The following is a 14,030-nucleotide window of genomic DNA, read 5'->3' as shown; positions in this document are numbered from 1 at the left end:
GTTTTCATTTAAAGCCCGCTCGCCTTATTGGTAAAGAAGCGCATTAACGGTTTGATTTTGCCCACACGGTACATACCCTCACTGCGTAGCTGCTGTACCGGACGCAGTGCCGCAAAGTCACCAGCGAACAGCCAGTTCATGAGTGAGAAGCTATGCATCATCACACTATTATGAGGACGACGGGTTCGCTCATAGCGACGAAGCGTGGCTAATTCGCCCCAACATCTGCCGCCACTACGCTGATAATCCTCGTTCAATATTTGGGTCAAAGCTGACACATCAAGCATACCCAAATTCAGTCCTTGACCTGCCAGCGGATGTACTCCATGCGCGGCATCTCCGACTAATACCAAGTTATCTTTCACATAGTGTTTCGCTTGTTGTGCATTCAGTGGGAAACTCGCAATCGACTCAAGCTGCTCAATATCGCCTAAAGCATACTGACTGGCAGCGGCAAGCTCAGCTCGTAAACTATCACCGTCCTCTTCATTTAATTGTAGCAACTCAAGCGCTCTATTGCGTGGCAAACTCCAAACAACCGATTGCCAATGCTGCGGATTGGCTTTGTCTTGTTCAGTGACATCAGCCAATGGTAATAGCGCCAGAGTTCCGGTAGGTAGCATCAACTGACGGGCGGTAGCTTTATGCGGCTTCTCGGTCTTGATAGCACAGCAAATGGCGGTTTGATTATAGTCCAAAGTATCAAGGCCAATACCAGCCTCACGTCGCACCAATGACCCACGACCATCGGCACCAATTAGTAGTTTACCTTGTAGCTTATCGCCATTATCAAGATGAACCTGGTAGCCTTGCTCGCTGCCTAACCAATCCAGCATAGTGACTTTATGACCAGCAACTAAGGTCAGATGCTCTTTCACCTCATCAGCGGCCATTCTTTGGTATAGGGCTTGTTCAATCACAAATGGCTCGACCATAGACCCTAGTAACTGAGGCACCATTTCATCACCAAAATTCAGCTCACCTTTGCCATCTTGTTGCCAGACTTGCATCTGAGTGTAGTCAGCTTTACGTCCTGATTGAGTAATAAGCTGCCAGGCACCGACCTCTTTTAATAGCTCAATGCTGGCGATACTTAACGCAAACACGCGAGCATCACGCTTCTTTAGCCTATCTTGCCACTGAGCCTCACTCAGCTCTGGACGGGCATCGATTAAAGTCACTTTTTGATGCTGCTGTGCTAATTTCAATGCCAAAGTAGCACCGACTATGCCGCCGCCAATAATTAGGGTTTGTGTCGCAGTTGTTGTCGCCATAGAGCCGCCCAATGTTTCAAATAAAATCAGTTAAAAGTAAAATTGTTGCCGTCCAAAGCTGAAAACTTTAGGACTTCAAACCCATCGCATAGTTAGCTACCAACGGCTTCACATTCGGTAGCTTGTCAAAGGCAATGAGCGCTACGTTACGTGCTAGCTTCACCGCTGGATTAGGATGAGTAAACCCATGCACCACCGCATCACAGAAGCGAATAACTCGCTTCTGATCTTTTTGACGGGCACGCTCATAAGCTTTTAGCATCTTGGTATCGCCAATATCTTCTCCGCGCAGTACTTGGTTGCTCAGCATTTTTGCCAATACATGAGCATCGCGCATACATAAGTTAAAGCCTTGTCCAGCAACTGGATGCAGGGTGTGCGCAGCATTGCCCATAATCACTATCCGGCCATCTACCTGACGCTCTGCCAATACGCGGGTTAGCGGATAAGCACCGCGGCGACCGGCTTCAATAAAGTTACCGGCACGCTGACCAAACGCTTTTTGTAGGGTCGCCATAAATAACGCATCATCTTCCAAATACTGCTTTTCTTCACCACTTTTGCAGACCCAAACCACAGAACGACGGTAGCCGGCCTGTACTGGATCATTGCCATCGCCGTCTGCATCTGTTAACGGTAATACTGCCAAAGGTCCAGCTGGGCTAAAGCGCTCGATAGCAACGTGCTCATGCGGTTTATCAGTCTGCACCACCCCAACGATGGCGGTCTGACCATAGTCATAATCTTTAGTGCCAATGCCCAACAGGTTACGCACTGTTGAATCTCGACCATCACAAGCCACCAATAGATCGGCAGTTAAGCTCTGCTGTTTTTCATTATCGGTATCATAAGTAAGCGTCACTGACGTCGCTGACTGCTCAACCTCGGTAACGTTTGCCCCATCAATTAAGTCAATTAAGGGGCTTTGCTGCACGGCCAATAACAGCTTACGACCCAGCCAAGCATTCTCCATCACCTGACCAAAGGACTCTACATTTTCTTCTTCTTTATTCAGCTGAGCATAACCAAAGCTGCCCTGCTCGCTAACCTGAACCGAATCAATACGGCACGCATGGCTTTGGAGCTGACCCCACAAGTCAATTTCTTGATAAATCTGTACCGTGCGTCTCGATAACGCGGTATTGCGACTGTCTAAGTAGTGGGTTCTTTTGGCATCTTCTTTAGGGCTAAGTTTTGGGTATTTATTACGCTCCACGATGGTGCTAGCAATGCCTTGAGCCGCCAATAATAAAGCAAAAGACAAGCCCACATGACCGCCCCCTGCAATAATAACGCTTTGTTCAGTTATCGCATCTGAATTACTAAAAGCTGTGTTTTCTGTTTGATTTGTCATAAACCTACTCTTGTTAATTTTATTGTATTAATTGAAATATGGTATTTATTGAAACTGCTAAACTTTATTATTTTATTAAATGGCACAGTTGTTTTTAGCTTGGTTGTTTTTAAGCATAATCATTTTTAGGCACTGTTTTTCTAGGTATGGCTTTTTAGGTCTAGCTTCTAAACCAAATTTTTAGGCCAAAACTTGTGCCTATATATCTAATGCTTTCTTATTTAGTATCTTATCATGTTACCTTAATTATCGAGCTTAAAATCATAACCTTTAAGTAGTATATTGCTTTTACTGTATCTTACCTTAAACTCTAACAATATTTAATCAACCTATAGTAGCACTCTGGGCTTTGCCAAATTACAAACTACGCTTTACTAAATTACAAAAATCGACCGAATGCTTGGCTTCTATCGCTTGAATTTCCTTATTAAACAGCCATAATAAATACACAGCTTTTACACATACATAATAAAAGGATGCTCACTTGACTGATACCGTCACCCGAAAAATTAATCTTGATTTTTTAACTTCATCACAATTAAAAATCTTGGTTGGCGAATACAACAACAACCTTAAATACATTGAGGAACGCCTTGGTATTCATATCAATCAACGTCAACACAAGTTCATCTTAGCTGGTGACCTGACAGCGGTAGAACGTGGCGACTTTATCTTGAATAAATTGGCCGATGAAGCGCAGTCTGAAAAAGACATTGCCCCGCAAGAGCTACACCTCATCATTCAAGCCAGTATGTCTCGTGATTTTGATAGTTTTGCTAGTCCAGAGAAAGTGGAAGGTGAGCAAGATTCAGAAGATTATGCGTACGATGCTGAAGCCAATTATGACTCAATCGCGCTAAAGACCCGTAAAGGGAAAATTATCCCACGCGGTGGCAACCAACAACGTTATGTCAAACGTATCTTGACCTCAGACGTCTCTTTTGGTGTCGGCCCTGCTGGTACCGGTAAGACCTATTTGGCAGTAGCTTGTGCGGTCGATATGTTAGAGCGTAACGAGATTGAGCGCATCTTACTGGTACGCCCTGCGGTAGAAGCAGGTGAAAAACTGGGCTTTTTACCAGGCGACTTAACCCAAAAAATTGACCCTTACTTACGCCCGTTATACGACGCCTTGTATGAGATGCTAGGCTTTGAAAAAGTAGGTAAACTCATAGAAAAACAAATCATTGAGATTGCCCCACTGGCTTATATGCGGGGCCGTACTTTGAACAATTCATTCGTTATTTTGGACGAGGCCCAAAACACCACGCCAGAACAAATGAAAATGTTCCTAACCCGTCTAGGCTTTGGGTCACGCGCCGTTATCACCGGTGACGTAACTCAGGTGGACTTACCACGAGGCCACAAGTCTGGTCTGGCCCAAGCCATTCAAATCTTAGGTAAAATTGAAGAAATTCATATCACAAAATTTGACTCAAAAGACGTGGTACGTCACCAGCTGGTACAAAAAATCGTTGAGGCTTACGGCGCATGGGATGAAGAACAAGAAGCCATAAAAGAAGCGCGTAAGTTAGCTCGCAGGCAGGAGCAAGAACGCAAGCAAGCAGAGGCTGATGCGAAGTCATAACTTCTAAATATCAGCTAAAAAGCTTAATCTGCTTTGGAGTCGGATAACCTTATCCGACTCTTTATTTTTTGCTCTACACCAGTTTTTGATGCCAGTTAACTCTTTATACAAAAACACCCTATAGACGAAAACACCCTCACCAGAGTTAACTACCCTACACTTTTTAATGGGATTGATTATGACCGACTCTATTGCCCCTATTATTGACATCAGTACCTCGGAGACTGTGGCAAACGAGATTGCTGATAACTTTTATTCGACTCAGCACATTCAGCAAGTGCTAACTACCACCTTAGAGTTTATAAATGCTCAGCCCGTTACTTTGCCCTACTTTGAGGAATTAGAGCCTGAAAACTGGGCAAAAAAACCAAAGCAAATGGGCGTATATCTGACCGATAGCGTTGAAGGACGTGAGCTTAATTTGGAAGCGCGTGGCAAAGATTACGCTACCAATATTCTCTCCTACCCAAGCGACTTACCCGCCTTTATTTTAGCTGAGATGCCAGAAATCTCACTTGGTGAGCTGGTTATTTGTCATGAAGTGGTGGAGCAACAAGCCATAGAGCAACACAAAACCGTAGCAGATCATGTCACCCACTTATTGATACATGGCATTTTGCATCTATTAGGCTTCGACCATGAATTAGGGCAAGCTGAGCAGGATGAAATGGAAGGATTTGAGATTGCTATTTTACAGAAACTAGGTATCAGCAATCCTTATATAGCTAAGTAGTGCCTGTCATTATCCTCTTTTAAATAAACCGTGGTGTCATAGTAACTACACTGTCTTTTTAAAAAAAATTGTCAAATAGACTTGAAATAAATAAAGTTATCCGCATATATATAGGTAAGAGAGACACACAGATGTCACATAGTAAACCATTAACTATAAGGATAATAATATGACTAAGTTAGTAACTAGAAACTCGCTTTTTGATAGCTTATTCGATGAAATGGCACCTAGCTTTTTAATGCGTCCCCTTCATGGTGATGCCCTACCAGCTGCTTCAACAATCAAGATTGATGTCAGTGAAAAAGACGACACTTTCTTTGTGAATGCAGAAGTACCAGGCGTGGCGAAAGAAGATATTGATCTGTCGATTTCAGGTGATGTAGTATCGATTAGTGCTGAAATTGCTCAAAAAGATGAGCAAAAAGAAGGCAATAAAGTTCTACGTAGCGAGCGTTATTTCGGTTCAGTCTCACGTAGCTTCCAGTTACCTGAAAAGATTGATGTGGACAAAGCAGAAGCGTCATACGAAAACGGCGTATTGCAACTGTCTTTACCGAAGCTTGCGAGCTCAAGCAGTAAGAAGCTTGAAATTAAATAAGCCAATATAAAAAATATAAATAAGTTAATTCACTGATCCGAAAGGGGCGCATGATTGATTCATGCGCCCCTTTTCTATGAGCGGATAGCTTAGTAGCTTGGCCGTTACCCAGCTGATTGCCATTCATTATTGAGGGTAAACTGTTGGTTTAAAAGTCGACTGTTTCTGCTGCTATAGGCGTTTATTTTTTATTCAAGCAGGCAATCTATGTCCTTCAATCCGCCCTCTTCGTCCTGTACTCTTTCTATATTATCTTGTTTTTTATTTGAGCTTATACCATTTGAGCTTATACCACTTTTCCGCCTTTAATCTTATTATTTCAATCAGCATAAATAAGCGCATAGCCCAAGCCCATTAGTAAGCATTGACTGAGTATCTGAAGCTGATTATTCAAAGTTAGTTTTGCCTCTAAGCCGCCTGTCAGAAATTTTATCGTAGCCTACGAACAGCTATAAAGAGTACTGCAAATAATGAATAACAAAAAAAAGACCCTGCTCATTTGAACAGGGTCTTTATCATTACCAATCTAGGTTAATGCCCCATTTATGAGGTTCATAGAGCCTAACCAGACAGTTAAATCAATTAGCCTTTAATTCTCTTAACTGATTTTACATTACAGCCTTTATAAAGGATTTTGCTGCTAGCATCTTGAATGTTAATACTAGATTTATGATAGTTATTCAGTTGCATAGCATTACTCATGATACTGAAGTTGTCTTCATCACCAAATACTGTATCAACGTCATCCGAGCGACCTAAATTAACAGGTAAGAATCTGTTTTTGCCACTTAAGTTTGCTTGAGCATAAGTAGGTAAGTTTTGCTTATTAAAGCCATAAGTTACGCTAATTTTATTGTTGTTTTGGCAGCTATAGTTTACTTGTCTAACTTTAGTTGCTGAATCAAAACTGGTCGCAGGATCCATCACTTGCTCCGAATAAGCCAGTGCTGAACCTGAAGTTAATGTAGCTGCTACTACTGCAGCAGAAGATAATATAGTAGTTAATTTTTTCATAAAAATGCCTTGTTTGGAAGTTAGAGCAATATAGTGAATGGAGGTATATCCATCCAATAACCAAATGCTAGTCCTCTAATATTTGTTGCCCTAAGCACTTGGAATACTTAAATATAATAAAACTATAACTGTTAAAATGCTGTTATTACCTAGTAATTTTAATAGATTGTTTTGTTATAACATAACACTAATTGTAATAAATTAGTCTGAAAATATCAATATAATGTTACGCCCCTTTTAATTAAAAGAACTGACTTTAGTTAAAAAACACTGCCTCTAAAACAAAAAAAACCTTGCCAAACTAATGGCAAGGTTTTGTATTCTAAGCGCTTAATTTAAAGCATTTAGCTATACAAGCTAACATTTAAAAAAAAAGCTTATTTAGGATGAACCATATCAGCAGGGATTACCCACTCATCAAACTGCGCTTCAGTCATTAAACCAAGCTCTACTGCTACTTGCTTCAATGTCTTGTCTTCTTTATAAGCCGTCTTAGCAATTTTCGCTGCGTTCTCATAACCCACATGACGGTTTAACGCAGTTACTAACATTAGTGAGTTGTGTAAGAAGTCATCGATTTTCTCTTTCACAGGCTCAATACCCACTGCACAGTTCTCATTGAAGCTGTTACAAGCATCGCCCATTAGCTTGATTGACTGTAATAAGTTATAAGCGATAACTGGCTTATAAACGTTTAATTCAAAGTTACCTGACGCGCCAGCGAAGCTGATAGTAGTGTCGTTACCCATTACTTGAGCCACTGCCATAGTCATGGCTTCTGACTGAGTTGGGTTTACTTTACCTGGCATGATTGAAGAGCCTGGCTCATTCTCAGGAATGGTTAATTCGCCAAGACCACAGCGTGGGCCAGAAGCCAACCAGCGTACGTCATTGGCAATTTTGTTTAAGCTTGCCGCTAGAGTTTTTAAGGCGCCTGAGGCAAATACTTCAGCATCACGTGCAGCTAGTGCTTCAAATTTGTTTGGTGCAGTAACAAATGGCAGGCCTGTTAGCTCTGCTAATTGCTCAGCTGCTTTTACCGCATAGTCTGGGTGTGAGTTTAGACCAGTACCTACTGCAGTACCGCCTAATGGTAACTGATATAAGCCTTGTAACGCATTGTCGATACGTACTAGTGCATGATCAAGTTGGCTTACGTAGCCGCTGAACTCTTGGCCTAAAGTTAGAGGCGTCGCATCTTGTAAGTGAGTACGGCCAATTTTTACGATGCTGTCAAATTCTTTGGCTTTTTTGTCTAGAGTATCGCGTAGTGCTTTTACCGCTGGGATTAGCAGGCTGTTGATTTGACGAGCGGCAGCAACACGGATAGCTGTTGGGAAGCTGTCGTTAGTTGACTGGGCATGGTTTACGTGATCATTTGGGTGAATAGGCTTATAAGTACCACGCTCAGAACCCGCGATTTCGTTAGCACGGTTGGCCAGTACTTCGTTCATGTTCATGTTTGACTGAGTGCCTGAACCGGTTTGCCATACTACCAATGGGAACTGATCAGTAAGACCACCGTTGATTACTTCGTCAGCAGCTTGGATAATTAGGTCACGTTGGCTTTCTTCAATACGGCCAAGGCTAGCATTAGTAATAGCAGCTGCCTTTTTAACCAATGCCATTGCTTCAATCATTGGACGTGGTAGAGTTTCGCCACCAATTTTAAAGTTTTCACGGCTACGCTGAGTTTGAGCACCCCAATAAGCATCGGCAGGTACTTCTACATTACCCATGGTATCTTTTTCTATACGAGTTGACATAATGTCTCCTGTTTTTTTATATAAAATCTAAAAGAATTTGTTATGGTATTAATGACATTGATGACTCAGCTTACCAATACAGTAGGCTTGAGTGTAATATAGCGTAAATATGATAGCATGACTTGATACCAAACGCATTGCTAGCGGCTGTTTTTTCAGTGGCCTTTTTTTCATAGCATTTTTAGTGGTGTGCAGAGCCCACATCCTAGGCACTCATCTTATATTTTGACTGTAGCTATTTTGATCTTAATGATCTTTGACCTTAATTATCTTTAACCTTAAATTATTATAAATGAAACCATGAGCAATAACCCTTCTCGTCGTGAAATTAATCGACAACGCCGTTCGCTAACCGAACAGCAACGTCGAATTTCTGGCTCAATGGCCAGCCGTTATCTACCCAAGCTCACACCGCGCCTACCCAAAGGGGCTAAAGTGGCTATTTATTTGGATGACTTTGGGGAGTTGCCAACTCAGCCTTTATTAAAATGGTGCCAACGCATGGGCTACAAAGCTTATATGCCAGTGATTAACACCCTAGGTAAAGGCAATAAGCATATCCGCTTTGCCCCGATTGAGCATACTAAACTAATTAATATTCCTAACGTACGCCATCCTTTTGGAATGAAAGAAAGTAAACAGCGTCGGCTACTGTCGGCCGATGAGCTTGATTTGATAATCTGTCCGTTAGTAGCGGCTGACGAACAAGGCAATAGGATGGGCATGGGTGGCGGTTTTTATGACACCACAATGGCTAAATCTTATCAATACAGCAGTTCAAAAAACCACCGCAAGCACCCGTTGCGTGTTGGTTGGTGTTATGAGTTCCAAGTGGTAGATAAGCTACAAACTCAGCCATGGGATGTTCCACTTAATGCGTTAATTACTCCAGAAAAAATACGGTGGTTCTCATGAAGCAGCCGCATCAATCCAACGACGGCAATGTCAATATAGACCCAGTCGATGCTGAAAAGACTGTTGATAATTCAGCAAGCTCCAGTGCTGATAATGTGGACCGTCATTTGCAGACCTTAGAGAGCACTGCCACCTCTGCCCCTCAACGTCAACTATCTCCTGAGGAGCAGTTATTTACTGAAGAGGAGCTGGCTCGATTGATTAATCCAGACAGACTCAGAGCCTTGATGAGCAATGGCGATGATTTTTTGGGCTATTTAACTGGTGAGATTGATAAGTTTGGGGATTAAAGATTAATAAATAACAGCCTAGTGCTAGCTACTTTTAGAGTGTTTATAAACACAAAAAGCGAGACAGATACTCTGCCTCGCTTTTTGTTGTTAGTTTTACTATAAAGCTCTGATTACAACACCATGGCTGCAATCCAACCAAACGCCAATAACGGTAAGTTATAGTGTAAAAAGGTGGGAATCACACTGTCTTTAATATGGTCATGTTGACCGTCTACATTAAGACCAGACGTTGGGCCAAGCGTAGAGTCAGAAGCCGGAGAACCTGCATCTCCTAGCGCACCTGCCGTACCAATAATGGCAACAGTTGCCAATGGTGAAAAGCCCATCGCCATACATAAAGGCACATAAATGGCCGCAATAATTGGAATGGTCGAAAACGATGAGCCAATACCCATGGTCACAATCAAACCAATTAATAACATAATAAAGGCTGCGACACCCTTATTACCTGCAAATAGCTCGGTAGCACCTTCAATCAACGGAGCAATCTGATCGGTGGCTTTCATCACCTCAGCGAAACCTTGGGCAGTAATCATAATGAAGCCAATCATTGCCATCAGCTTAATGCCTTCATTAAACACACTGTCCGCTTCGTTCCACTTCACTACCCCTGTGGCCATAAATACCCCAAAGCCAAATAACGAGCCTAACAGTAATGACTCGGTATAAAGCTGAACCACAAAAGCGGTCACAATAGCCAATAAAGCCACTAATGTCTTGCCCTTACTAGCCGTTGTGGCTGCAGCGGCTGCTTGAGATAACGCATCATTTTTGCCATTGGCAGCAACTTGAGCGCTAGCTGAATCAGCAGCTAAAGTCGATACATTATAGTGACGCGGCTTACGATAACTGATAAAAATCGCGGTCAATAAACCTACTAGCATACCCATTGCTGGAATGGCCATCGCTTTCATTACTGAGATATTTTCAACATTTAGACCCGCTTCACCGACGTTCTTTAGCATAATTTGCTTCAGGTAAATCTCACCAAAGCCGTAAGGTATAAACATATAAGTAGTCACCAGACCAAAAGTCATTAGACAAGCCAGCAGACGTCTATCTACACTTAGACGGTTAAACACCCCTAATAAAGGTGGGATAATCAAAGGAATAAAAGCAATATGAATCGGAATTAAGTTTTGACTGAAGATACTCATCAGTACCAAACCCAAAAACAATGCCCACTTAATAGAAGTAGAACCCGCACTTTTCTCACTATTAATACGGTTGATGACCGCATTGGAAAGAGATTGAGGCAAACCAGAATGGGCAATAGCTACCGCAAACGCCCCTAGTAACGCATAAGACAAAGCAATTTGCGCCCCATTTTTAATCCCTTCTTGGAAGGCTGCTAAGGTAGCGTCAACTCCTAAACCACCGACTAAGCCTCCTACCATTGCCCCTATCAGTAAACTAAGGACAACATGGACTCGGGCCAGTGATAGACCTAACATCACTATTACGGCCAATAGTACCGCATTAATCATAATTTATTCCTTATAGAATAGAGTTGTCATTTACGCCAGTGGCTGTGGCATAAATCTTTCTTCTATAAAAGTTGGTTTTTGAATAAATAGCACCCATATCATTGGTTCATGACTATAAGCCGCTATCAAGGTTTATCGTAAAAGCTATTTGTCTGATTGGTTAGCTACTTTAATAGCGTATAGGTTATATACCGTGCTTTTTAAAATAACCATTCTGTAAAAATAGCGTTACAAACTGTCTATTCTAACCGATTTTTGTGTTATAGGTCATTGCACAAAGACTATGTGGTTCAATTAAGCTTGCAATTGTCACCTATCATCACCATTTATTAAGTCATAGCATAAAAAACTTCTGAATAAGAGGTTTTATAGCACACAATAAGGAAAAAATATGAGTAAATCCGATAAAGATTATGACAGTAATTTCGAGCAACTGGTTGATGACCAAGTGGACAATGACCAAATCGACAATAAAGTACAGTCTACTGAAACTGAGGTTGCCCAAGATTCTGACATAACTACAGATTTTGAGCCAACGGATGCGGCCCCAACTCCCAAAGAGAAGGCACACACTTTACCGCTATTGGCTCTACGTGATGTGGTGGTATATCCACACATGCAAATTGCTTTGTTTGTAGGCCGTGAACCTTCAGTGAAAGCCATTCAAGCGGCTCAAGAGCATTTCGATGACATGGTCTTAGTTGTGGCACAAAAAGACTCGCTCAGCGAAGACATCGAGCTGGATAACCTATATCAGTATGGGACGGTTTGTCGTATCGTAAGCACCATGCCACACGACAGCGATGAGAACTGTATCAAAGTCCTTATTGAAGGTAAATATCGGGTCAAATTAGACAAAGTAACCGATGCAGGTGATATGTTGCAGGGTGAGTTCACTCCAAGTGAGATCCGCTTACCTATGGGTGAGGCGCAACAAAAAAATACTATCGAAGCCTTACGTAGTCTATTTGCGACCTATGCTGAGTCACGTCTGCGCAATAGTCGTGAATTAATTCGTGTCGCCGATCGCATCGATGACTTGTTAGAGTTGGTATATTTCATTGCCACTCGCGCCTCTCTGAATCTGGAAGAAAAGCAGCTATTACTAGAAAAAGACGACATAGCAGCGCATATCAATACCCTGACTGAGTATTTGGCGAAACAGACTGCCGAGCAGTCTATTGAGCAAGAGATCCAAGAAGCAGTTCGTCGTCAAATGGAAAACAACCAACGCGAGTACTTCTTAAACGAGAAAATGAAAGCCATTAAAAATGAGCTTTCTGAAATTAGCGACGGCTCTTTTGATAGCGAAGATGATCTAGAAGAGTTAGAAGCCCGTTTAAAAGAGGCGGACTTACCAGAGGATGTGCGCAAAAAAGCTGAGCAAGAATTTAAAAAGCTGAAGATGATGCCACCAGCCTCAAGTGAATCTTCTGTGGTACGTAACTACATCGATTGGATTCTAGATACTCCATGGAACAAAGCTAGCAAGGTTTCAATTAAGCTAGATAAGGCTGAAGAAGTACTTGACGCTGACCACTATGGTCTGCAAGATGTCAAAGACCGTATTTTAGAGTATTTGGCGGTGCAGTCGCGTGTGAAAAAGCTGCGTGGCCCTATCCTTTGTCTGGTAGGCCCCCCAGGTGTGGGTAAAACCTCTTTAGGTGAATCTATCGCCCGTGCCACCGGTCGTAAGTTCGTACGTATGGCTTTAGGCGGCGTACGTGATGAAGCTGAGATTCGTGGTCACCGCCGTACCTATATCGGTGCGATGCCAGGTAAGATCGTGCAGTCGTTGGCCAAAGTTGAGGTAAAAAACCCGCTATTCTTATTAGATGAAATCGATAAGATGGCACAAGACTTCCGTGGCGACCCAGCTTCTGCGCTACTTGAAGTGCTAGACCCTTCACAGAACGATAAGTTTAATGACCACTATCTAGATTTGGATTTAGATTTATCAGAAGTGATGTTTATCTGTACCGCTAACAGCATGGATATTCCGCCTGCGCTGCTAGACCGTATGGAAGTGATTCGTCTACCTGGTTATACCGAAGATGAAAAAATCAACATCGCTGAGAAGTACTTGGTACCCAAAGCCATTAAGCAAAACGGTCTAAAAAACGATGAGATTGAAATTGTGCCAGAAGCTCTACACAGTATCGTTCAGCGTTATACCCGTGAAGCCGGTGTGCGTAATCTTGAGCGTGAAGTGAATAAGATTTGTCGTAAAGTGGTACGTAAGTCGATTGAAAAATACGGTGTTAAGCCCTCTAAGAAGACCAAGATTGAAACCGTAGTAGTTGATGACAAAAATATCAGTGACTATCTAGGCGTGCATCAGTACGACTTTGGTTTAGCCGAAGAAGAGCCTGAGGTTGGCCGTGTCACTGGTCTAGCTTGGACCAGTGTTGGCGGTGAGCTGTTGACTATTGAGGCCATCACCATGCCGGGTAAAGGTGAGCTGATTTATACCGGCTCTCTAGGCGACGTGATGAAAGAGTCTATCCGCGCGGCTATGAGTGTGGTGCGTGCGCGTGGTGAAAAGCTGGGTGTGGACTATGAGACCTTTAAGTCAAAAGATGTACACGTACACATGCCAGAAGGGGCGACGCCAAAAGACGGCCCATCTGCCGGTATCGCACTAACTACTGCCTTAGTATCGGCCTTGACCGGTATTGCTATCCGTCCTGATATTGCCATGACGGGTGAAGTCACCTTACGTGGTAAAGTGCTGCGTATCGGTGGTCTAAAAGAGAAGCTTCTAGCCGCACACCGTGGTGGCATCAAGCATGTGTTGATTCCTGAATCTAACGAGCGTGACTTGGCCGATATCCCTGACAATGTCAAAGAGGGCTTGACCATTCAGCCAGTATCTACCATTGATGAAGTGTTGGAAGTGGCTTTGGTCAAAATGCCAACTCCTTTGAAGCCTGCTAAAGTCGCAGTAGACACTACTAAATCTACCAAGGCTTTACGTAGTTAATTACCGGGTTAAATAGCTTTATTGA

Annotated in this window: 11 protein-coding genes; 6 read left to right on the top strand and 5 right to left on the bottom strand. The window is 42.7% G+C overall.

The window, feature by feature from the left end; all coding sequences use genetic code 11:
• Nucleotides 1-8 precede the first annotated feature (8 nt).
• Nucleotides 9-1,274 carry an FAD-dependent oxidoreductase gene (locus G561_RS0107415; RefSeq protein ID WP_028858973.1) on the bottom strand — a complete coding sequence of 422 codons (1,266 nt, stop codon included), beginning with the start codon at nucleotides 1,272-1,274 and terminating at the stop codon, nucleotides 9-11.
• Between the two features lie 67 nt (nucleotides 1,275-1,341).
• The gene (locus tag G561_RS0107410) at nucleotides 1,342-2,628 is read right to left on the bottom strand and encodes a UbiH/UbiF/VisC/COQ6 family ubiquinone biosynthesis hydroxylase (protein ID WP_051584436.1); all 1,287 of its coding nucleotides are present in this window, start codon (nucleotides 2,626-2,628) and stop codon (nucleotides 1,342-1,344) included.
• Nucleotides 2,629-3,112: 484 nt separating this feature from the next.
• Between G561_RS0107410 and G561_RS0107405 the strand changes: the two genes are divergently transcribed.
• The 3 genes from G561_RS0107405 to G561_RS0107395 all read left to right on the top strand — a co-directional run bounded on the left by G561_RS0107405 (nucleotide 3,113) and on the right by G561_RS0107395 (nucleotide 5,547).
• Nucleotides 3,113-4,216: a PhoH family protein gene (locus G561_RS0107405; protein WP_028858971.1), complete on the top strand. Its 1,104-nt coding sequence runs from the start codon at nucleotides 3,113-3,115 to the stop codon at nucleotides 4,214-4,216.
• Nucleotides 4,217-4,394: 178 nt separating this feature from the next.
• Nucleotides 4,395-4,949 (top strand): rRNA maturation RNase YbeY, encoded by a 555-nt coding sequence (gene ybeY, locus G561_RS0107400; RefSeq protein ID WP_028858970.1) that lies wholly within the window; start codon nucleotides 4,395-4,397, stop codon nucleotides 4,947-4,949.
• Nucleotides 4,950-5,118: 169 nt separating this feature from the next.
• The gene (locus G561_RS0107395) at nucleotides 5,119-5,547 is read left to right on the top strand and encodes an Hsp20/alpha crystallin family protein (RefSeq protein WP_028858969.1); all 429 of its coding nucleotides are present in this window, start codon (nucleotides 5,119-5,121) and stop codon (nucleotides 5,545-5,547) included.
• A 582-nt stretch (nucleotides 5,548-6,129) separates the two neighbouring features.
• Here the strand turns inward: G561_RS0107395 and G561_RS0107390 are convergent.
• The gene (locus tag G561_RS0107390) at nucleotides 6,130-6,561 is read right to left on the bottom strand and encodes an ACP-like domain-containing protein (protein WP_028858968.1); all 432 of its coding nucleotides are present in this window, start codon (nucleotides 6,559-6,561) and stop codon (nucleotides 6,130-6,132) included.
• A 377-nt stretch (nucleotides 6,562-6,938) separates the two neighbouring features.
• Nucleotides 6,939-8,327, bottom strand: coding sequence for a class II fumarate hydratase (fumC, locus tag G561_RS0107385; RefSeq protein WP_028858967.1), 1,389 nt, complete (start codon nucleotides 8,325-8,327; stop codon nucleotides 6,939-6,941).
• Nucleotides 8,328-8,627: 300 nt separating this feature from the next.
• Between fumC and G561_RS0107380 the strand changes: the two genes are divergently transcribed.
• Both G561_RS0107380 and G561_RS0107375 read left to right on the top strand, forming a co-directional pair.
• Entirely contained in the window at nucleotides 8,628-9,242 is a 615-nt protein-coding gene (locus G561_RS0107380; protein WP_028858966.1) for a 5-formyltetrahydrofolate cyclo-ligase, read from the top strand.
• The gene (locus G561_RS0107375; RefSeq protein ID WP_028858965.1) at nucleotides 9,239-9,532 is read left to right on the top strand and encodes a hypothetical protein; all 294 of its coding nucleotides are present in this window, start codon (nucleotides 9,239-9,241) and stop codon (nucleotides 9,530-9,532) included. The genes G561_RS0107380 and G561_RS0107375 overlap by 4 nt, the downstream gene beginning before the upstream one ends.
• Nucleotides 9,533-9,645: 113 nt before the next feature.
• Here G561_RS0107375 and G561_RS0107370 read toward each other — a convergent pair whose 3' ends face one another.
• The gene (locus G561_RS0107370; protein WP_172462151.1) at nucleotides 9,646-11,022 is read right to left on the bottom strand and encodes a Na+/H+ antiporter family protein; all 1,377 of its coding nucleotides are present in this window, start codon (nucleotides 11,020-11,022) and stop codon (nucleotides 9,646-9,648) included.
• Between the two features lie 391 nt (nucleotides 11,023-11,413).
• Here G561_RS0107370 and lon point away from each other — a divergent pair, with 391 nt between their 5' ends.
• Entirely contained in the window at nucleotides 11,414-14,005 is a 2,592-nt protein-coding gene (gene lon / locus G561_RS0107365) for an endopeptidase La (RefSeq protein ID WP_227674065.1), read from the top strand.
• Nucleotides 14,006-14,030: the final 25 nt, after the last annotated feature.

The sequence above is a fragment of the Psychrobacter phenylpyruvicus DSM 7000 = NBRC 102152 genome, from assembly GCF_000685805.1.
Lineage (GTDB): Bacteria > Pseudomonadota > Gammaproteobacteria > Pseudomonadales > Moraxellaceae > Psychrobacter > Psychrobacter phenylpyruvicus.
This window is presented reverse-complemented; position numbering and strand designations above follow the sequence as displayed.